This window comes from Breznakia pachnodae, from assembly GCF_030814225.1.
GTDB classification, from domain to species: Bacteria; Bacillota_I; Bacilli_A; order Erysipelotrichales; family Erysipelotrichaceae; genus Breznakia; species Breznakia pachnodae.
Window position 1 is genome coordinate 1 of sequence record NZ_JAUSUR010000011.1, and the last position, 21,023, is coordinate 21,023.

The 21,023-nt window shown below is 31.6% G+C and carries 26 protein-coding genes; 23 read left to right on the plus strand and 3 right to left on the minus strand.

Annotated features, from left to right (window positions below; all coding sequences use genetic code 11):
• Positions 1-368, plus strand: a 368-nt coding sequence (locus tag J2S15_RS19925; protein WP_307412118.1) for an IS200/IS605 family accessory protein TnpB-related protein, incomplete at its 5' end; no start/stop codon positions are given.
• A 549-nt stretch (positions 369-917) separates the two neighbouring features.
• On the opposite strand, the gene J2S15_RS19930 is transcribed toward J2S15_RS19925, so the two are convergent.
• From J2S15_RS19930 to J2S15_RS19940, 3 genes are all read right to left on the minus strand, one after another.
• Positions 918-1,430: a hypothetical protein gene (locus tag J2S15_RS19930; protein ID WP_307412120.1), complete on the minus strand. Its 513-nt coding sequence runs from the start codon at positions 1,428-1,430 to the stop codon at positions 918-920.
• 46 nt (positions 1,431-1,476) lie between these two features.
• Positions 1,477-2,400: a helix-turn-helix transcriptional regulator gene (locus J2S15_RS19935; RefSeq protein WP_307412123.1), complete on the minus strand. Its 924-nt coding sequence runs from the start codon at positions 2,398-2,400 to the stop codon at positions 1,477-1,479.
• A gap of 323 nt (positions 2,401-2,723) precedes the next feature.
• On the minus strand, positions 2,724-3,491 hold the full coding sequence (locus tag J2S15_RS19940; RefSeq protein ID WP_307412126.1) for a MurR/RpiR family transcriptional regulator: 768 nt from the start codon (positions 3,489-3,491) through the stop codon (positions 2,724-2,726).
• 181 nt (positions 3,492-3,672) lie between these two features.
• Between J2S15_RS19940 and J2S15_RS19945 the strand changes: the two genes are divergently transcribed.
• From J2S15_RS19945 to J2S15_RS20050, 22 genes are all read left to right on the plus strand, one after another.
• Positions 3,673-5,049, plus strand: coding sequence for a PTS sugar transporter subunit IIC (locus J2S15_RS19945; protein WP_307412128.1), 1,377 nt, complete (start codon positions 3,673-3,675; stop codon positions 5,047-5,049).
• 3 nt (positions 5,050-5,052) lie between these two features.
• Positions 5,053-6,006: a GNAT family N-acetyltransferase gene (locus tag J2S15_RS19950; RefSeq protein ID WP_307412131.1), complete on the plus strand. Its 954-nt coding sequence runs from the start codon at positions 5,053-5,055 to the stop codon at positions 6,004-6,006.
• Complete coding sequence (locus J2S15_RS19955; RefSeq protein WP_307412134.1) at positions 5,999-6,673, plus strand: PIG-L deacetylase family protein; 675 nt, start codon at positions 5,999-6,001, stop codon at positions 6,671-6,673. The genes J2S15_RS19950 and J2S15_RS19955 overlap by 8 nt, the downstream gene beginning before the upstream one ends.
• Positions 6,663-7,724, plus strand: a complete 1,062-nt coding sequence (locus J2S15_RS19960) for a MupG family TIM beta-alpha barrel fold protein (RefSeq protein WP_307412139.1) — start codon at positions 6,663-6,665, stop codon at positions 7,722-7,724. Before J2S15_RS19955 ends, J2S15_RS19960 begins: the two co-directional genes overlap by 11 nt.
• Positions 7,725-7,735: 11 nt before the next feature.
• The gene (locus tag J2S15_RS19965; RefSeq protein WP_307412143.1) at positions 7,736-8,035 is read left to right on the plus strand and encodes a PTS sugar transporter subunit IIB; all 300 of its coding nucleotides are present in this window, start codon (positions 7,736-7,738) and stop codon (positions 8,033-8,035) included.
• 1 nt (position 8,036) lies between these two features.
• The gene (locus J2S15_RS19970) at positions 8,037-8,342 is read left to right on the plus strand and encodes a PTS sugar transporter subunit IIA (RefSeq protein WP_307412146.1); all 306 of its coding nucleotides are present in this window, start codon (positions 8,037-8,039) and stop codon (positions 8,340-8,342) included.
• A gap of 244 nt (positions 8,343-8,586) precedes the next feature.
• A complete protein-coding gene (locus J2S15_RS19975) occupies positions 8,587-9,099 on the plus strand; it encodes an HD domain-containing protein (protein WP_307412148.1) in 513 nt (170 codons plus the stop codon).
• A 144-nt stretch (positions 9,100-9,243) separates the two neighbouring features.
• On the plus strand, positions 9,244-9,603 hold the full coding sequence (locus J2S15_RS19980; RefSeq protein ID WP_307412150.1) for a BlaI/MecI/CopY family transcriptional regulator: 360 nt from the start codon (positions 9,244-9,246) through the stop codon (positions 9,601-9,603).
• Positions 9,604-9,614: 11 nt separating this feature from the next.
• Positions 9,615-10,901: a M56 family metallopeptidase gene (locus J2S15_RS19985; protein ID WP_307412153.1), complete on the plus strand. Its 1,287-nt coding sequence runs from the start codon at positions 9,615-9,617 to the stop codon at positions 10,899-10,901.
• A gap of 115 nt (positions 10,902-11,016) precedes the next feature.
• Complete coding sequence (locus J2S15_RS19990; protein WP_307412156.1) at positions 11,017-11,343, plus strand: hypothetical protein; 327 nt, start codon at positions 11,017-11,019, stop codon at positions 11,341-11,343.
• A 41-nt stretch (positions 11,344-11,384) separates the two neighbouring features.
• Positions 11,385-12,275 (plus strand): MurR/RpiR family transcriptional regulator, encoded by an 891-nt coding sequence (locus J2S15_RS19995; protein ID WP_307412160.1) that lies wholly within the window; start codon positions 11,385-11,387, stop codon positions 12,273-12,275.
• Positions 12,276-12,398: 123 nt separating this feature from the next.
• Entirely contained in the window at positions 12,399-13,814 is a 1,416-nt protein-coding gene (locus J2S15_RS20000) for a 6-phospho-beta-glucosidase (RefSeq protein WP_307412163.1), read from the plus strand.
• A 7-nt stretch (positions 13,815-13,821) separates the two neighbouring features.
• Positions 13,822-14,394, plus strand: coding sequence for an RDD family protein (locus tag J2S15_RS20005; protein ID WP_307412166.1), 573 nt, complete (start codon positions 13,822-13,824; stop codon positions 14,392-14,394).
• A complete protein-coding gene (locus J2S15_RS20010; RefSeq protein ID WP_307412170.1) occupies positions 14,387-15,718 on the plus strand; it encodes a PTS sugar transporter subunit IIC in 1,332 nt (443 codons plus the stop codon). The genes J2S15_RS20005 and J2S15_RS20010 overlap by 8 nt, the downstream gene beginning before the upstream one ends.
• A gap of 13 nt (positions 15,719-15,731) precedes the next feature.
• A complete protein-coding gene (locus tag J2S15_RS20015; RefSeq protein ID WP_307412172.1) occupies positions 15,732-16,649 on the plus strand; it encodes an AEC family transporter in 918 nt (305 codons plus the stop codon).
• 16 nt (positions 16,650-16,665) lie between these two features.
• Positions 16,666-16,968 (plus strand): PTS sugar transporter subunit IIB, encoded by a 303-nt coding sequence (locus J2S15_RS20020; RefSeq protein ID WP_307412175.1) that lies wholly within the window; start codon positions 16,666-16,668, stop codon positions 16,966-16,968.
• Between the two features lies 1 nt (position 16,969).
• Entirely contained in the window at positions 16,970-17,278 is a 309-nt protein-coding gene (locus J2S15_RS20025; protein ID WP_307412177.1) for a PTS sugar transporter subunit IIA, read from the plus strand.
• Positions 17,279-17,516: 238 nt separating this feature from the next.
• Entirely contained in the window at positions 17,517-17,720 is a 204-nt protein-coding gene (locus J2S15_RS20030; protein WP_307412179.1) for a hypothetical protein, read from the plus strand.
• On the plus strand, positions 17,717-17,863 hold the full coding sequence (locus J2S15_RS20035) for a hypothetical protein (RefSeq protein ID WP_307412182.1): 147 nt from the start codon (positions 17,717-17,719) through the stop codon (positions 17,861-17,863). The genes J2S15_RS20030 and J2S15_RS20035 overlap by 4 nt, the downstream gene beginning before the upstream one ends.
• Before the next feature lie 426 nt (positions 17,864-18,289).
• Positions 18,290-19,309 carry an adenosine deaminase gene (gene add, locus J2S15_RS20040; protein WP_307412184.1) on the plus strand — a complete coding sequence of 340 codons (1,020 nt, stop codon included), beginning with the start codon at positions 18,290-18,292 and terminating at the stop codon, positions 19,307-19,309.
• A 4-nt stretch (positions 19,310-19,313) separates the two neighbouring features.
• Positions 19,314-19,916, plus strand: a complete 603-nt coding sequence (locus tag J2S15_RS20045) for a DUF6198 family protein (RefSeq protein ID WP_307412187.1) — start codon at positions 19,314-19,316, stop codon at positions 19,914-19,916.
• A gap of 119 nt (positions 19,917-20,035) precedes the next feature.
• Entirely contained in the window at positions 20,036-20,995 is a 960-nt protein-coding gene (locus J2S15_RS20050; RefSeq protein ID WP_307412189.1) for a hypothetical protein, read from the plus strand.
• The last annotated feature ends 28 nt before the right edge of the window (positions 20,996-21,023 follow it).

Here is a 21,023-nt window from a genome sequence, read left to right on the forward strand (position 1 = left end):
ACAAATTAAAACGAAAAACAAGTAATCAAAGATTATGGATACTAAGAGAAGTGAGTAAAGAAGTGATTAATATTTGCAAACAACATCAAAAGACATTAATTATTGAGAACTTAAACTTCACTTATAAAAAGCAACAAATGAAATACAATAAAAAACGAGTAAATGAAGTATTGAGTAACTTCGCTTATACGAAAATAGTAGAGGTAATTGAATCAAGAGCATACAAAGAAGCAGTCGCAGTAGAAAGAGTAAATCCAGCTTATACAAGCAAGATAGGTAAAGAGAAGTATCAGCAATCAAAAGGACTCAGTACTCATCTAGCAGCAAGTTACGTTATTGCGAGAAGAGGAATGAGTTTCACAGATTAGAATAGTAATTAACTAAGCAATAGATGGAACTATAATATTAATGCAATCACTAGTGGAAGATGATTGGTCGGTATTATAGATGGAATTTCATCAAACTGTATACAAAAAAGATATATCTATTTCTTCATCGCACCACCTCGAAGTATGAGGAAGGATAAAGAGAGGATATATCTTACAGGGCTTCAAGAAAGGTACCTGGTATTAAATCTTTGTATTTAATATGATTTCCTAGAAATCATTTTCTTGGTTCACAATATTTCCTTTCATATTAATATTGGTATGAAAAAAGACGTTCAATTATGAACGTCTACAAATAGAAAAGGAATACTTTTTTTGTTCCGCAATCTATGAAATGTTTAGTTCTTATTTAATACAATACTGATGTGTTTATACCATATCTTTGTGTTTCTAAGAATTATCAACATATTAAGGCTATTCCGTTAGTAGCAAAATGATTTTTTCTTAGTTCTTAAACATATAGATAGATATAGTAATTTAGGGAATAAACATTTTTTGATAGTAAAAATAGACAGTTTGAATAAAGTTATATTAAGACTGATTAATAACTCTTGTTGCATGAATATCAGAATTAATATGCCAACTACCATCTTCTTTTACACTTACATTTTGCCAGTGAAAAGAATTTTGTTCAATACTTACAAATACCCATTTACGAGTATTATCAAGTGTATTAGTTAATACAATGCTATCATCTTCTTTTTTTGCTTCTAAGGTTAGCACTCTTCCTAAACAACAATAACTAATATCCCAGTTTAATGTTTTGGGATTATAGATACGAAGCGTTGTACCATATTCCTCATCTGGTTGTGGATGTGTAATTCTTGCTTTTCTAGATGGACAAATAAACATATCTTGTATACCTATTCCTTCTAAAATCCAACTGAATATCCATTCACCTTGCACTTCACGATGTTTTTTAGCATTATTATCAATCCATGTAAAGTCCCATGACCCAATCAAAGGTTCAAACCAGTTTCGTTCCTTAGGTATTGTATCTTTACAATAAGTATCGCTTACTAAAGCTTTTTCAAATTCATTCATTTTATATTCCTCCTATGCAAATATTCTAGCATAGTAATTATGACATCTAGCTGTCGTAGTTTGATAAAAAATTATTTGCAATAGTAATTAATTTTTCACGATACTTTATCGGAGATATAATTTTAACTTGATTTCCCATACCTAGAAGGAGTGCTTGCCATAGTTTTTCATGTAAGGGAACATGAATAAATACTTGATAATCACCATCATTTTGTTTGTTCACAAGCGCATCAGGAAAATATTCTAACATTGTGTTAATGTTAGAATAATAGCACCATAGTTCGATAGTTTCACAAGTTTGTAAATATGTAGCATCGTTTGTGATTAACAATCCTTCTATTGTTTTATCATCATATGGAATAAAAGAGGTTGTAGTTATTTGTACATCGCTCATACGAGATATTTTGTATGTGCGATAACTGTCCTTCTCTATATCAATAGCAAATAAATACCAAGCATACCATTTAAACCGTAAAGCTAAGGGAATGACCTCTTTTAAAGAAGTATAATGATTCATATTCTGATAAGAAAAGGATATATGTTTACTTGATTGTAATGCATCTTCTATAATTTTGTTATTTTGCAATACATTTGGATTTTCTTTTGTGACACCATAATCTAAATATACTTTTTTAAGTTCTGTTTTTTTTGCAAGTGACGTGTATTTATATAAAACTTGTTCTATTTTGTCATCATCATAACTAGTGCTAAGACTTTTTAAAGCCATGATAATCAATGAAAAATCTTCTTTTTTAATAAATTGATTTTCTAATTTATACGAAGGATCTATAGAATATCCACCATATATTCCAACACTGGAAATTACAGGAATTCCTGCAATCAATAAACTGTCCATATCTCTTTGAATTGTGCGAGCAGATACTTCAAATCGATCAGCTAACTCTCTAGCTGTTGCAGAAGTATGATTTAATAAGTATATAATAATTTCTAATAAACGATATATTTTCATAATCATATCCTCCTATTTAAAATATCATATAGATATCATAATATACATGGGTAGCAAATGAAAGTGCAAAAAACAAAGAAAATTTTTTGTGATTTATGAGCTTATTGTTTGATATAATATTGATGCATTTAAACTGTATCTTGTATTTATAGGACTTATCAACGCATCAAGGACCATTCGTTAGTAGTAAATTAGTAGTAAACGGCTTTGTTAAACCTTTGTGAAAGAAGATAGATACATTATTTCGGGAAATAATCAGAATTTTTGTATGCTTTTAGCAATAAAAAAAGAACTATTCGATTTAAAAATTTCGAATAGTTCTTTTACGTGTTCTCGTTCAATTTTCTGGCTAACTGATTAATTACCATAGCCACAAATACTAATACGATTGCCTGTGAATCCAAGAAGAATTTATTCTTCTCTATGTTTAATGTTGGCAATACAATAAATGAATCTACTTTATTACGAAGTAGAGCTTTTTGATTTTGGGTTATTAAAGCAGTTGATGCTTTATTTTCTAAGGAACTTTGGATTGTATCATTTACTCCTTCAGTATTAGAGGAAAGAGATAAGAAGATATTCAAATCTCCTGTCTTAGTGAATGCTATTTTCTCTTGATATCTATTTACATAAGTAATGACTTCTGCATCAACTCCTAGAGAAGCTAAACGAGATTCAAAATATTCTGCTGAGAATCCAGTTTCTGCGATACCAAAGATTTTTATTTTATTTGCGTTATAGATTAAATTACATAAATTTGCAATTTCATTTTCGTTGATAAATGAATCCATTGAGGATATACTTGCTGCATAAATAGAAGTAATACTAGTAATGTTTTCATCAGTAGTTGATTCCTGAATCCCTGAAGCTACATAACGAGATATTTCATATTTGAATTCAGAATATCCATTATAACCCAGTTTCTGACAGAAACGTAATAATGCGGATTTTGATACATTAGCCATCTTAGCGAAATCGACTAGTGGGTAAGATGCGATCTGATCTAAATGGTCAATCATATAGTCCATAATTTTGATTTCAGATTTTGTAAAAGTATCTTTATGTAATTGAATTAGCTCTACAGGGTTCATAAATACCTCATTTCTTCTATTTAATAATAGCATAAAACACACGATTATCAAACGTTGAAAATACATTTTGATACTTTTTCCCAAAATAAATGGGAAAAAGTATTGTAATCTTGAAACTGTTTGATTATAATATGATTGTAAAGTGCTTACAGAAAAGATAAAAATATAAAGGAGTAGAAAAATGAAATCAGAAACGAAAAAGGATAGGGGAACATTTCTTGATCGACTAACATCAATCATTGAGACGAAAGTTGCGCCTCCATTGATGAAATTATCACAAATGCGTTATTTAAGTACACTTCAACAAACGTTTATAACATTAATGCCATATTTGATTTTGGGAGCAACTGCAACCTTGGTATTAAACTTTGGTGGATTGTTTGCCGAAGGATCTGGATTAAATATGCCAGATGTTGCGAATACAATTAACAGTATTATTGAACCTTGCAGACCTTGGTTACTACAAATTGTATTCGTTACGATTAATCTAATAGCCTTACTGACAACAATTTTAAATGGTTACTATCTTGGTCGTTATTATGAAGATAAAGACAAACGAGTAAGTCCAGTTGTTGCAGCAGTTGTGGCAATGATTGCATTCTTATGTTTTATTGATTTTGCAGCGTTAAGTGAAAACTTTGACTGGCCATCATATATTATGGGTTCACCAAGTTTATTTGGAGGAATTGTAATTAGTATATGTGCCGTTGAAATCTATCGTTTCCTAATTAAGAAAAACTTAACAATTAAAATGCCAGAAGGTGTTCCACCAATGATTACGGCAGCATTTACAAGTATGATTCCAGTATGTGCAATTGTGATTCTATTTAGTATTTTAGGACAAGGGATTGCTGGATTTAAGTTCTTAGATTTACTAAATGAAGGATTTTCATACCTAGTAATTGGTGGTAGTGGGCCAGTTCCACAATTCATTGGATTCTTCTTAGATCGAATTTTATGGTTTGTTGGATTACATGGATCAAGCATTGTATCTTCCGTAATGCAACCAATCTGGACTACAATGATTACTGACAACATTAATGCATTTGCATCAGGAATGGATATTCCATTTATGTTTACTGAACAATGGATCAACTTCTATGTAAGAGTATCTGTATTGCCAATTGCTATTTTATGTTGGCGAAGTAGAGTAAAGCGATTCAAAGTATTAGGTAAATTATCATTACCAGGAACCGTATTTAATATTGCAGAACCAATTATGTACGGTTTACCAATCGTATTAAATCCACTTATGTTTGTTCCTTGGGTATTAGGATTTAGTGTATTGTTTATCTTTAATGCAGTTTTAGGAGTGTTAGGTCTTACGCCTCCAATTGTCGCAATGGTTGTATGGACAATGCCTGCACCAATTGCTGCATTGATTGGTTCAGGGTTTAACCCAGTCGCATTAATTATAAGTTTAATGAATTTTGTATTAGTATACTTTATCTTCCTGCCATTCTTTAGAGTTATGGAGCGTCAGGAATTAAAAATAGAAGAAGAAAATGAAAAGGCTATTGAAAACAGTGATTTAGAATTGAATGAAAGTGGTGGATAATGCATGTGTCATATAGCGTATATAAATTATAATCAGTCGTATTTAGAATCAGTTGTTGACTGTTGGAATAAAGCACTTGCCTATGATCTAATCAGTGTGGACCGATTTGAGCAGATTGTATTGTATGATGAAAACTTTGATGAAGAATTGTTAGTTCTGGCAGTTGAAGAGGATAAGGTGGTTGGTTTTATTCTTGGAGTAAAACGAAAAGTTTCTTATCTTACAAAAGGGTTAGAACCAGAGCGAGGATGGATTAGCATTATGGGAGTTCATCCAGACTATCAAAGAAAAGGAATAGGACAAGAGTTATATCATCTTGTGGAAGGAAGATTAATAGAAAGAGGAGTAAAGGAAATAACACTTTGTGCATATAGTCCTAATTACTTCACTCCAGGAATTGATGTACGCTACCCACAAGGAATTAACTTCTTTAGAAAGAATCAGTATGAAATGGGTGGTGATGCTGTCAGTATGCAAAGAGATTTATGGGATTTCGTTATGCCTGAATACTCAATAAAGAAGACAGCGTCATTAGCAGAAGAAGGAATTCGAATTATTAACTACAACAAGCAATACTTAAGTAAGTTATTTACCTTTCTGGAAGAAGAGTTTGATGCAGGTTGGAAACGTAATGTATTACTGGCATTACAAAAAGAAGAAGCAGAGAATACGATTATCTTATGTATTGATCAGAATGATGATGTCATTGGATATTGTATGCGTAAGATTGACGGGAATGATGCTCGCTTTGGTCCAATTGGTGTAAAAGAGTCTCTTCGTTCCAAAGGCTTGGGTGGAGTATTGTTTGATCGAATGATGTTGGAAATGAAAAAACATGGGACGAATTATGCATATTTCTTATGGACTCATGGTGATGCAATTCGCTTTTATGAACGACATGGAATGAAGATTTATCGTTCTTATGAATTATATAGAAAGAAGGCAAAAGATGAGTAAATACAAAAGAGTTGTGAGTGTGGGAGCACATCCTTTGGATGCAGAGTTGATTGGTGGACCAATAATGATTCGTCATCAGAAACATGGTGCTAAGTGTACCATGGTGCATCTTACAACAGGACGTTTGGAAGACCCAAATGCTACTGAGGAAGAAAAGCAGGCATACAGTAAACAGATTCAAGACGAGATAGAAAATGCTGCAAAGGAAATGGGTTGTGATAGTTATCCAATGAATTACATTTCTAGTGAGATGCCAACAACGGCTCAGTTTATTGATATTCTTGTCGATTACTTCACAAAAGAAGGCGTAGACCTAGTTATTACTCATTGTCGAGGAACCTTACATCCTAGACATTATTATAGTTATGAAACAGTAACAGAGGCTGTAAAGAAAATGCGTTTAAATGGTAGTAATATCGATCTTCTATATGGTGAAAACTGTGAAGACCTAGTCGGATTTATTCCTACGAAATATATCATGATGAGTGATGAGGAAAAAGATATCTGGTTTAAAGGACTTTCTCAATATGAAATCTTTAATGGAAAAGTAAATGATGTTCCTTATATTGATTACTATAATTCAATTGGTATTATTCGTGCAATTGAAGCAGGTACGCATGGTTTCGCAAAAGCATATATGCATGCGGGATTGATCTATGAAGAATAGTATTGGAATTTCTCTTTACCTTCAAAGTGGATCACAAAAAAACAAAGAAATATTAGAGAAGGGAATCAAAAGCAATATTAGCTATGTATTCACTTCTCTGAATATTCCTGAAAAATCAGAAGTCGATGTGAAAGCTGAGGTATTAGAATTAGTAAACTTATGTAATCAACACAATATTTTATTATTTGCTGATGTAGGACCACAGGCCCTTAATAACATTGATGTAGCTTCTTATCAGGAGTTATCAGAACTTGGAATAAAAGCAATTCGTTTGGATGATGGCTTTGATTATGAAGAGATGAAAAAGTTGTCAGAGATGATGCATCTTATTATTAATGCATCTACTTTTACACAAAGAGATTATGATGAGTTAAACAAACTAAATGTAGATTTTGATAAAATCATTGCTTGTCATAATTATTATCCAAAACCATATACTGGACTTGACGCTGTATTTGTGAAAGAGATAAATCAGCGTTATAAGAAATGGAATATCAAAACCATGATGTTTGTGTGTGGTGATGAAAAACGAGCACCGTTATTTGAAGGATTACCTACCATAGAAGATCATCGAAACACAGATTTTCTGACTAGTGTTTTAGAATGCCGTTATGATTTGAACTCCGATATTGTAATGATTGGGGATGTTGATATTAATGGTGAACACTGGAAAGAATTTAATTATTTCCATGAAGGAATCATACCAATCAGATGTGATTTAAAACCAATATATAAAAACTATTATGAAAAACGTTTTCATGATCGTAGAGATAGCTCTCCATATCTGATTCGTGTAGTAGAATCAAGAAGAGAACCATACAAGCAAAAAGATATTACAATGGATAACTGTATAGATAGAGAAGCAGGAAGTATCTGTATCAGTAATCAGGAGTATAGTCGCTATTGTGGAGAAGTAGAAATTACTAGGGTTAATTTACCACAAGACCATCGTGTAAATGTAATCGGTAAAGTAGGGCAATCATCTTTGCCTCACTTACCATATATAAGGTATGGGCAAGCATTTACACTATTGCCAAATGGAGTAGAATAGAGAGGTTATGTATGAGAAAAATAGTATTAATTTGTGCTGCTGGAATGTCTACAAGTCTATTAGTAGAAAAGATGAAAGTAGCTGCAGAGAAACAAGGATATGAAGCGGATATAGCAGCTTATGCAGTAGCTGAAGCAAATGAAGTTACTAAACATGCAGACATTGTATTACTAGGTCCACAAATTCGTTTTCAATTAGCGAAAATAAAAGAAATGGCAAGTTGCCCAGTTGAAGCAATTGATATGACTGCATATGGAATGATTGATGGCGAAAGTATTATCAATCATGTTAGAAAGGTACTGAACGATTAATATGGATGGTTTAGAACTAATTGCTTTTCAGATTATCTCAGCTGTAGGTGGTGCCAGAAGTTGTTTTATTGAAGCGATTCAGATGGCAAAGGTAAATGACTATGATAAGGCTGAAGAGTTGCTGAGTGAAGGTGATGAATTGTTTAAACAAGGGCATCATGCACACGCGAAACTGATTCAAGAAGAAGCATCTGGTAAGTCAGAAGGAATTAATCTGTTATTGATTCATGCAGAGGATCAGTTAATGAGTGCAGAAGCCTTTCGTATCATTGCAGGTGAGTTTATTGATGTGTATAAGAAAATATAAGAATAATGGAGGAGTGCATTTCCTTTTTTGCAATGAACCTTATGATTATATTTACTATTAATAGAATGAGTAAATAATTAGCATTTCTAATGACAAGTGAATAAGTAGTGTTGCAATTGAGACACTACTTTTTCTTTTGTGCTGATATTTATCAACTTTATATCATTTTAGTAGCACTTTAAACTTTCTGTGGTATAATTCCATCATAGATAGGATATGGGTATATAACAGGACGGTTAGGCAATTGAAAATATCTAAATTAATAAATAAAGTATCGAACGATCAAATATACAATGAGCTAGTAGAAGAGATTATTAATCATGAAGAAGTACAAAAAATGAATGAATATTCACATCATGCAGATATAACACTATATCATCATAGTCTTCATGTATCTTATACAAGTTATAGAATGAGTAAGTTTTTAGGACTAAATTATATGGCATCTGCTCGTGGTGGATTACTTCATGATTTTTTTCGCTATGATTGGCATGACGCAAAAGAACAAAGAGAAGAAAAAGGATTACATGCGTTTGCACATCCAAAGGTGGCATTAAGAAATGCAAGTCACCACTTCTTGATAAGTGATCTGGAAGCGGATATTATTGTGAAACATATGTGGCCTTTGTCAGCGAAACCACCAGTACATCGTGAATCAATGCTTGTTTCTTGTGTTGATAAATACTGTGCAGTTAGCGAAGCATATCAGTCATATTATTCAAAAATTAAAAGAATCGTAAAAATGAAATTTTCTTAGAAACAAACAAGTTTGTCAAACAGTTTAGTTGGCAAACTTTTTCTTTTGTTTAACAAACTACCGTAATAGTTTGACAATGATAAACTACTGTGATAGTATGAGTGTGTCGACAAAACTATTGCAATAGTTTAAAGGAGGAAAATCATGTCAATAAAGTTATTTGATTCAGAATTAAGAGTTATGGATGTTTTATGGAAACATGGTGATCTAACTGCTAAAGAAATTTCGAATATTTTAAATGAAGAAATCGATTGGAATATGAATACCACGTATACAGTTATAAAAAAATGTATTAAAAAGGAAGCAATACAACGACTAGAACCAAATTTTATTTGTCATGCCCTAATTAGTAAAGAACAAGTACAGGAACATGAAACTAAAGAGTTACTAGATCGAATGTTTGATGGATCTGAGCAAAAGTTATTTGCTACATTGTTAGGAAGAAAGAAACTAGATAAGAATCAGATTAAAAAATTACGTGAAATGATTGAAGAAAACGAATAAAGGAGTTATTTATGAACTTATTAGAAATTAGTCTAAGTTCGATTTTATTAATAATCATTGTTATCGTAATACGATCATTAGCAATATATCGAATATCAAAGAAGGTATTCGTATTTCTATGGTCTTTGATTCTATTACGTTTACTTACTCCGTTTGTAGTACCTGAGGATTGGAATCTACTTCAGGGCGCAAAGGAAACAATGAATACAAAAGCAATACCACATGTTGTAAACATTATTCGTGATGGAGGACAGGAAGTAATCGATAAAACAAGTTTATCGATGCAAACCATCATGACAGCCTATTTTATTGGAGTAGCTTTGATTAGTATATATTATCTAATTATGTATTATCGAAGTTATCGAATGTTTGCAAAATCACTACCAGTACACAATGACTATGTTTCTGAATGGAAGGATATGCACAAGTTAAGACGTAATATTGATGTAAGAACATCAGAGTGGATTTCATCACCACTTACGTATGGTATTGTACATCCCGTTATTTTATTACCGAAAGATTTTAACTGGGATAATATCGATCAAGTAGACTATGTATTTGAACACGAGTTTAATCATATTAAAAGTTTAGATGTACTCAGGAAAGGTATATTGCTAATCACTCTCGCTCTACACTGGTTCAATCCATTTGTTTGGATTTTATATATATTAGCAAATAGAGACATTGAACTTGCATGTGATGAACAAGTTATCTTTACATATGGAAAAAGTAAAAAATCAGAATATGCAACAACCTTGTTGGATATTGAAGAAGAACGCAGTTTAAAAACGCTATTCTACTCTTCGTTTAGTCGAAACTCAATTGAAGAAAGGATAACCTTGATTATGAAAGCAAAGAAAAATTCAATTTTCGTTGCAGCATTTGCAACAATCATATTATTTGGTGCATTGGTTTATGTATCATCACCAATGGCATCAAAGGTGTCTGCAAATGTAGCACCAAAACAGGAAGAAAAGGAAGAACAAAAATCTACTGAAGAGGTTTTCAAAAAGGAAAACATGACCTATGAAGAATTTGAAGAATGGTCAAATAAGAAATTAGAAGAAAGTCAGAAATTAGTTGATGGTGGAGAAATTTCACAGGAAACTTATAACTTAGAAAAACAAGACTATGCTGATGTGCTTGAAGAAATCAAAAACGGTGCAAGAGTAGATGTCAGAGAAACAGCTGATGGACAATTTAATATTGTAATTAAGCATGGAAATGATGATTATGATATGGATGTAAATTATTCAGATGATGGAACAGAAGTTACAGTAACTGAAAAAGCTAAATAATGAAATGAAGATATGGCTGAAGCTGTATCTTTTTCTTTTTGATATAAAATAGAATAATGATTTGTGATGAAAGTAGAAATATACTATAATCAAAGAAACTAGATGGAGAAAATTTATGGAGAATAGGGAAAAGAAATTAAGAATTATTGCAGGAATTGGTCTATTTCTTTTAGGTGCTTTTCTCTATTTTTTATTATTTTGGAAACCACTAGGAGGATTGATTTCTAATTATATGTTTGTACCTTTGATTGACTTTTTACCAGGTGAAATGGACTTGGGTTTATATGAAGCATCTTTTTTTATGTTTGTAATTGGATACTTAGTAATAATGACCTTCTTTTTTCCATATATTCTTTCATTTTCATTAATAGTAATTGTATTTATAACAAGAAAGAAAGCAAAAGAAATTAGGAGTAATACGAGTGAATCGAAAGAAAACTAGTTCAATAATAATCTTGTGATATAATAGCACTAGGTGATGATATGTTAATAGTGGAGAAATTAAAATTAAAAGAAAAGATGTCTGTAGGTGAAGAAACTGTTGCAGATTTTTTGATGTCTTTAGGTAAAGATGTAGAGAAATACTCAACAAGAAATATTGCAGAAGTAACATATACTTCTCCAGCAACGGTAGTTCGTCTTTGCAAGAAAATTGGATTTAAAGGATTTGATGACTTTAAATCTCAGTATTTAAAGGAAATTGATTATCTAGATCAGCAGTATGGAAGTGTTGATGTAAACTTTCCGTTCTCTAAGAATGATTCAATCATGAAGATGGCTAATAAAATGGTAGATTTATATGATGAAACAATTCGTGATACCTTATCACTGATGAAACATGAGGTATTAAAGAATGCTTCTAATCTTATGAAACACTCAAAAGCAATTCATATCTTTTCTTCAGGAACAACGTTGAATCAAGCAGAATGTTTCAAAGAAAAAATGCTGAAGATTGGTAAACAGGTAATTATATCTAATAATCTAAATTACCAATTGTATGAAGCCAATTGTATTCAACAAGGAGATATTGCTATTATCATATCTTATTCAGGAGAAACTAAGAATGTGGTGAGAATTGCTCAATCCTGTAAAAGTAGGGGAATTCCAATTATTGCTATTACATCATTTGGTGAAAATACATTATCACAGTTAGCGTTTTGTAAACTGATTATTTCCACAAAAGAAAGTTTGTTTAAAAACATTGGTGATTTTAGTATTCACTTATCAGTGAATTTGATTTTAGATGTTCTATATTCTTCCTATTTCTTGTTGGACTATGATGATAATTATGAATTAAAATTAAATACAGCAAAGATTTTAGAGAATTTAAGAAAATCTTCTAATCCAATTATTATGAATGAAGAAGAAGACTGAAACACTGTTTCAGTTTCTATATTAAAATAAAGATTAATAAATAAAACAGTGTGCCAACATCACTGTGAAATATATAAATGAAACCTCCAAGTATGTATTATATGGGTACAAGGAGGTTTTTTAATGGAAATAAAAAAAGGATTTTTATGGGGAGGTTCCACTGCTGCAAATCAATATGAGGGTGCTTATCTTGCGGATGGTAAGGGTTTGAGTATTGCCGATGTTGAGATGGGTTCAGAACATGGGGTTCCTCGAGAGATTCATGATGAAGTAAAAGAGGGGAAGTATTATCCAAGTCATGAAGGAGTTGATTTCTATCATCGCTATAAAGAAGATATAGCTTTATTTGCTGAGATGGGATTCACATGTTTTAGACTATCAATCAACTGGCCTAGAATATTTCCTAATGGAGATGAAGAGACACCAAATGAAGCAGGGTTAGCATTCTATGATAAGGTATTTGATGAATTACTGAAGTATGGAATTGAACCAGTTGTTACATTATCACATTATGAGACACCATTATATTTGGTACATAAGTATGGCTCTTGGCGAAGCAGAGAGTTGATTCCATTCTTTAAAAAGTTTTGTGAAGTAGTATTTAAAAGGTATAAAAATAAAGTTAAGTATTGGCTTACATTCAATGAAATTAATGAAACATTAAATCAAAAACAACCATATCATCAAGCAGGTATTGTGTTTAAGGATGAACAGGAAAATAGGATTCAGACGAAATTCATTGCTTGCCATAATATGTTTGTTGCAAGTGCAAAAGCAGTTATAATAGGACATGAAATAAATCCTGATTTTAAAATTGGATGTATGCTTCAGTATCCAACAACCTATCCAGCAACCTGTGAACCTGAAGATGTATTTGCAGCTAGGTTACATTTACTGCCTGACTATTATTGTAGTGATGTTATGTGCTATGGGTATTATTCAAATACTTGTACAGCATTGCAGAAACGTTGGGGAGGACATGTTGAAGTAAGTGATAAAGATGCAGAAATTCTATTAAAAGGAAAAGTAGATTTTATTTCATTCAGTTATTATTTCTCATCAACTGCACATATCAATGAGGAGGGTAACCTTGTTGTCAAGAATGATAATCCTTATCTGAAACGTACTGATTGGGATTGGCCAATTGATCCATTAGGACTTAGAATAGGACTAAATGAGTTATATGACCGTTATCAGTTACCTTTGTTTATTGTTGAGAATGGTCTGGGTGCAATCGATAAAGTCGAAATGGATGGAAGTATTCAAGATGACTATCGAATTGATTATCTTGCCAGTCATATTGAAGCAATGAAAGATGCCATAATGATTGATGATGTTGATGTTATGGGATATGCATGTTGGGGACCGATTGATATTATTTCAGTAGGTACAGGTGAAATGAGAAAACGTTATGGTTTTATTTACGTTGATAAAGATGATGATGGAAATGGAACTTTACAGCGTAAAAAGAAAAAGTCGTTCGACTGGTATAAAAAAGTAATTAAGACAAACGGAGCAGATACAAGTAATAAGGAGTAAAGATAATATGAAAAAGGAATTGTTACTGAAAAGGGTATTAGCATTTATTATTGATTTCTATGTAGGCGCACTATTTAGTACAATGCCTATTTCGATTATTTCAACAATCACAATCAATAAGATGACACAAAATGTATTTTTATTAGAAAAGAATATTGCAATTATTGCAGTACTCATAAGTATGATAGTGTTATTAATTTACTATTTTGTGATTCCTTATAAAGTATTTAAGGGACAGACAATAGGGAAGAAAATTGTAGGGTTAAAAATTAACATACATGGAAAGAATTTTAAAACCTCTTTATTTAAAAGACAAGTTCTAGGGTATATGTTACTAGAAGGTTCTTTTTCACCAATAGGAAAACTATTATTTCAACTGTTTAGTTTGATTAGTGGATATAATATTGTTTCGATTGGTACAGATATAGGAAACTATATTGCGTTAGCTTCTATAGGACTACTACTATGTGGTAGAAAGCATCTTATGATTCATGACTATTTAGGGAATACAGATGTAATCGCTGTATGTCATGAAGAAACTAAAAAAATTGAAAAATTCAAGGAGAAAAGTTATGGATAATTTAATGAATAAGTTTGAAAGTTTTCTAATGCCGATTGCAGAGAAAATTACAGGGAATAGATATCTTAGTGCGATTAAAGAAGGATTCTTTGGAGCAACACCAATACTGATTGCTGGTTCAATCTTTCTATTGTTTACAAGTATTCCAATTGATGGATATGCAGAATTTATGGAGAAGACATTTTCATCGAATTGGATGGATTTCTTCTATGTACCATACCAAGCAAGTTTTAAGTTGATGGCAGTATTTGTTGTAATTGGAGCAGCAAAGTCATTGGCTGAATATTATGAAGTAGATGTGAAATTAGCAGCTGCTCTAACACTGGTTGGGATTTTTATTTTAACACCAATTATTGTTACTGAAGCAGGTGTGAAAGGTTTACCAATTGATAACTTAAGTGCAGCAGGATTATTTGTTTGTCTGATTGTTACATTTATATCAGTAGAAATTTATCGTTATTGTGTACATCGTGGATTTACAATTAAAATGCCAGAGTCAGTACCACAAAATGTATCAACAGCATTTGCGGCTGTTATTCCAGCATTCATAATTATTATGCTGTTTAATGTAATTCGTTTAGTATTTAGTTTAACGGATTATGCATCAGCGCAGGCATTTATATTTGATATTCTTCAACAGCCACTACAATCGTTAGGTGGTACACTTCCAGCAACTGTTTTAGTATTATTATTGGAAAGTGTAATCTGGTGTTTTGGACTTCATGGTTCTAGTATTGTATCTTCAGTTATGAATCCAATTTGGTATGCTCAATCAGCTGAAAACTTAGCAGCAACAGAAGCCGGGCTTGCATTACCGAACATTGTGAATTATCAGTTTATTGCTCACTTTGTAAAAATTGGAGGGGTAGGAGCAACCTTAGGATTATCGATTTTATGTTTGTTTAGAGCCAAGTCAGAACAGTATAAAGCTCTTGGGAAACTATCAATAGGTGCATCGATCTTTAATATTAACGAACCTGTTATTTTTGGTTTTCCAATTATTTTGAATCCAATGATGATGATTCCATTTGTTTTGTCTAATATTCTTGTAGGAGTAGTAACTTATCTGGCAATTTCTAGTGGACTAGTACCAATGATTAATGGAGTAAACTTGCCATATACATTGCCAGTAATTATATCTGGATTTATGTTATGTGGGGTCCAGGGAGCAATTCTTCAGGTAGTATTGTTAGCAATGACGACTGCTATCTATTTTCCATTCTTTACAGTACAGGACAGACAGGTATATCAAAGAGAATTAGAAAATAAGAAAGAAAAAGAACTTGAGAGTAAAAAAGATTTAGAACTAGAAACACAATCATAGGTAGAAGTATTGTATGGATGTAATGATAGTAATAAATCAGATGATACAGTTGTTTGTTGTTATTATTGTAGGCTTTATTATTGGAAAGAGTAATCTATTTAGCGTTCATTTTGATAGAGATCTTACAAAGTTTGTATTGAATCTTACAATGCCACTTATGATTATTAGTTCAGTTTTATCAATAAGTAATGTAATCAATATTGAATGGATAGATATTATCTATTCGATATTGATATTGGTTGTATTGCTTCCAGTGGTATCTTTAATATTTGTAAACATACTACCTAAGGTGAAAGAAAAAGGATTGATTATGTTTATGCTGATGTATCCAAATGTTGGATTTATGGGATTTCCAGTTATTCAATCTATTCTGGGAAAAGAAGCACTACTGAATGTAGCAATTATTAATATGGCATTTAATCTATCTTTATTCACAATTGGACAATGTGTTATTAAATATGGATACAAAGAAAAGATTCAATTAAGTTTAAAACAACTGTTATCACCAGGTGTGCTTGCATCTGTATTGGCAATTATTATAGCCATCTTTCATATCCAAGTCCCTTCACTTGCTTATGATGTTGCATCAAACATTGGAAATATGACAACACCACTAGCGATGATTACAATTGGATTTACCTTATCGAAATATGACTTAAAGAAAATATTTTATGGATATCAGGCGTATGTGATAGCAATCGTAATTGATATGTTTATTCCGATACTATTTTATCCTCTGATATCCATACTGATTCAGGATCAAATGATGAAACAAATAACAATAATTATTCTAGCGTTACCAGTAGCGAACGCAGTGGTTTTGTTTGCGAACCAACACAATGCAGATGAATTATTTGCAGCGAAAACGGTTTTGATATCAATACTGTTTTCAATTGTAACTATTCCACTAATGATTCAGTTATTGCTTTAGAACAGAGGAGAAAAACATGACAAAAATAGTATTAGTATGTGCAGCGGGTATGTCAACAAGCTTATTAGTTGAAAAAATTAAAAAAGCTGCAGAAGTAAAAGGACTTGATTACGATGTAAGTGCACATCCAGTAGCTGAAGTAAGTACAAAAGCAAAGGATGCAGATGTAATTCTTTTGGGTCCACAAGTTCGTTTTCAGTTGAATAAAGTAAAAGCATTGTTACCAGATATTCCAGTAGATGCTATTGATATGGCTGCATATGGAACGATGGATGGTGATAAAGTAATTGCCCAAGTACAGAAATTAATGGGAGAATAATATGGATGGTATCGAATTAGTAGCATTTCAAATTATTTCTGCTGTAGGTACAGCGAGGAGTTTGTATATTGAAGCAATTCAAGCGGCTAAAGACAAAGATTTTAAGAAAGCAGAAGAATTAATAAAAGAAGGTGAAACCATATTTGTAGATGGTCATCATGCACATGCAGGATTGGTTCAAAAAGAGGCAGCCGGAGAAGTAACTACGCTCTCTTTACTTTTGATTCATGCAGAGGATCAACTGATGAGTGCAGAAGGGTTTAAAATAGTAGCAGAAGAATTTATTGATGTTTATAAAAACTGTATATAGGTTTTGAGGTGAATGTAAAAGTAAAAGAACTCGTGGAATGATTATAACTCCATGAGTTCTTTTGCTTATCTATTAATTGATGATGAAGTAGTATTATAAGAGAACTTCTTATAATGATTTCTTACGACTGTATATTCAAATGGAATACCAGTATCGGTAAAAACAATTTCTTCAGCTACTGATACTGGTCCTTCTTTTTTAAAAAGGAAGAGAATGGCAGGAATTAGGAACGATAGCTTTGGCATCAGGATTATTTAGAGTTTATGAACCATTAATTTTGACGCCAGTAATAATATCTGTAATTTCCTATCTAGCGTTTTCTGTTGGACTTGTAGCTTTTACAACAGGTGTTACTCTACCTTGTGCTGTTCTATTTATTATTAGTGGAGTGATTGTAATAAATTCAATTTCAGGTACAATTCTACAAATTGAGGGACAATGAAGTTTGTATCTGTAGCAGTACTTGCTGAAGATGACTTAGAGAAATGTGTAGATTATACATTTGATTTATGTAGACCTGCTCATTTTAACAGCAATGCGATTTCTGTAGCAACAGCAGTAAGTTATGCTACATGCATAGCTTAAAAAGAAAATGTGAGTCAAGATGAAATATTTCAGGCAGCTATTTTGGAGCAGACCAGGGAAAACCAAATAGCGAGGATGCAAATAAGATTTCTGTAAGTATTGGTTTATCAATGTTAATTGAACGAGCAATCATTTTAGGAAAAAAGCAAAAGATTATGTTGAACTTATGGAAAATATAAGTAATATTATAGGTACTAGTTTCCAAGTATCTGAATCAATCCCAGCAAGTTGTGCAATCATTGTATGAACTAATTGAGATTTCATGGATGCAATGTATGTAGTTACCAATGTAGGTGGTGATACTGATACGATTGCAGCAATGATAGGTTGAATACTCGGGGATATGTAGGATGTAATAATATACCAACAAATTTCATTGGAAATTGAACAATTCATTGAATAGTTGTAATTATTTGGAGGAGCATTATGCAAAGAGAAATTATAAAGAAATTACCAAAGGTGGAACTCCATTGTCATTTAGATGGTTCAGTATCAATGGAAGCTATAAAGAGGTTGGCAGAAATAAACAATGTAGATATACCAACAAGTGATATAGAGTTAAGAAAGAAGATATCAGTCTCAAAGAATTGTAGGGATTTAAAAGATTATTTAAATTGTTTTAGTTTTGTTTTACCACTATTACAAACGAAGGAATCATTAACTTTAGCTGCATATGATGTTTTAAAACAAGCAAGTGATGAAAATATATGTTATATAGAACTTCGCTTTTCACCACTACAACATATGGAAAAAGAACTTTCACAGAAGGAAGTAGTAGAAGCTGTAATCGAAGGTGTTAAGCAAGGCAGTCATGATTTTGATGTAGAATGTGGTCTTATTCTTTGTATGATGCGACACCGAAGTGAGAAAGAAAACCAAGAAGTAATAGAAGTTGCGAGACAACTGGCAAATGAATGGTCGCTTGCAGTTGATCTTGCAGGAGATGAAGCTAGATATGATACAGCGTTATTTGAAAAGCCAATTACGATAGCTCATAATTATCACTTACCAATTACTCTACATGCTGGAGAATGTGGTAATCAAAAGAATATTGTTGATTCTATTAGATTTGGGGCAACACGGATTGGTCATGGCTTAACGATGAAGGATACGATGGATATAAAACAACTTTGTGTAGACCATAAGACACATGTTGAGATGTGTCCTACAAGCAACTTGCAGACAAGAGCAATTGAGAGTATTGCCAACTATCCATTTATGGAATATCTTGAATTAGGTATTCCAGTAAGTATTAATACTGACAACAGAACGGTATCAAATACAACATTAACAGATGAAATCTGCTTATTGGATGAATACTTTAATATTTCTTATCAATTATTAAAAGAAGTTATGTTAAGTTCAATCAACCAAAGTTTTACGTCTGATGATAAGAAGCAAAAGATAAGTAAGCTTATAGATGAAGCGTATGAAAGTGTTGTTTAGTAGTATGAGAAATAAAAGTATATTTATAAGAATAATGTATATTATTATAGGTTCTATAATCAGTGGATTAGGGATTGCAATGATGTCAAAAGGAACTCTTGGTGTAGATACATTAAGTGTGTTTATGATTGGAATTGCTAAGTTGTTTGATCTTCCTTTTAGTTATGCAAATGCAATGGTTAATCTGACGATTATCATAATTGTATTTATGATAAATCGCAAAATAATCGGAATTGGAAGTTTAATAAATGCATGTATTATTGCATTTACAATACACATAAGTTCAGGTGTGATAGAAACTGTAATTGTAGGTAATGAAGCCATAAACTATATTGTAATTATAATTGGACCAATCTGCATAGGTGCTGGAGCGGCGATATATGTAAATCAAAACTTAGGTGCATCAGCTTTGGAAAGTTTAACGTTATGCTTATGTGGAATATTCAATAAACTGAGTATGAAAACAGCAAGAATAATCCTTGATTCTACATTTGCATTATTGGGATTTATGATTGGTGGACCAATAGGATTAGGAACCATTACATGTATAGTACTTGTAGGACCTACAGTTTCCATAGTGAGTAGGTTATTAAAAGACGATAAATAATATGAGATAACTATAATAAAAAAGTCTGCGCATACGTTACAGTTTTTTTATAACACACAAAATTGCACTATAACATATACTGTGTTATAGTGATGTTATAATGAGGTGGCACTATGAAGTTGGAGAATTATTTAATAGACTTATTTGGTGAAAATGAAGTTAAAATATATAAAAATAAAAGTAAAAAATTTCCGCTATATTTAAAAGAACTATATGAAATATATGATGCTGAAATACAAGGAACAAAGTATACGTTTCTTTTTTATAATGAAGATAGTAGTATAGTGATAAGATCTATATCAAAACAATTTGAAAACTTAAAAGCGTATGGGATAAATAATCCAGTTTTGATTCTAAATAGAGTTTCCACTGAGCAAAGACAACGTTATATTGCTAATCGAATACCATATATTGTACCTTACAAACAAGTTTATTTACCAAATCTATATCTAAATATTGATGATCGTATGAAATCAGTAAATATAAAAAGAATAAAAAAGTTTTCTCCATCAACTCAATTAGTGTTTATATTATTAATGTTTCAAAAAGAAAAATCAATTCATTCAGTAGATATTAGAAAGAAATTAAATATTTCATTGATGACTGTAAGCCGAGCATTACGTGATTTGGTTTCTATTGATCTCTTAACTGTTGATGGTGTAAATACAGGAAAAAGGTATACCAAAATCGATATCGGTGATTTTTGGAAGATTGGTAAGAAATATTTGGATTCACCTATTATAAAGACTTTTTATATTAAGGAATTACCTAAAGGAATTATCACGTGCTACTCTAGTGATAGCGCTATTTCAAACCTTACTATGATAAATGAGGACGATGGTATTACTTATGCTGTCGATAAGCAATATAAAGATGTTATAGAAAATGTTGCAATTGAAAAGGATTTTGTTGAAAATAATGTAAGTAATATAGTAGAGATATGGAGTTATAATCCACAACTGTTTGCTGATGAAAATGGAAACATTGACTTCATATCCCTTTATTCAATATTCAAGGATACTGATGACCCAAGAATAGAGATAGAATTAGATAACTTACAAAAGGAGTTTTTGAAATAATAGAAAAATGAGTTACTAGATTAATCTA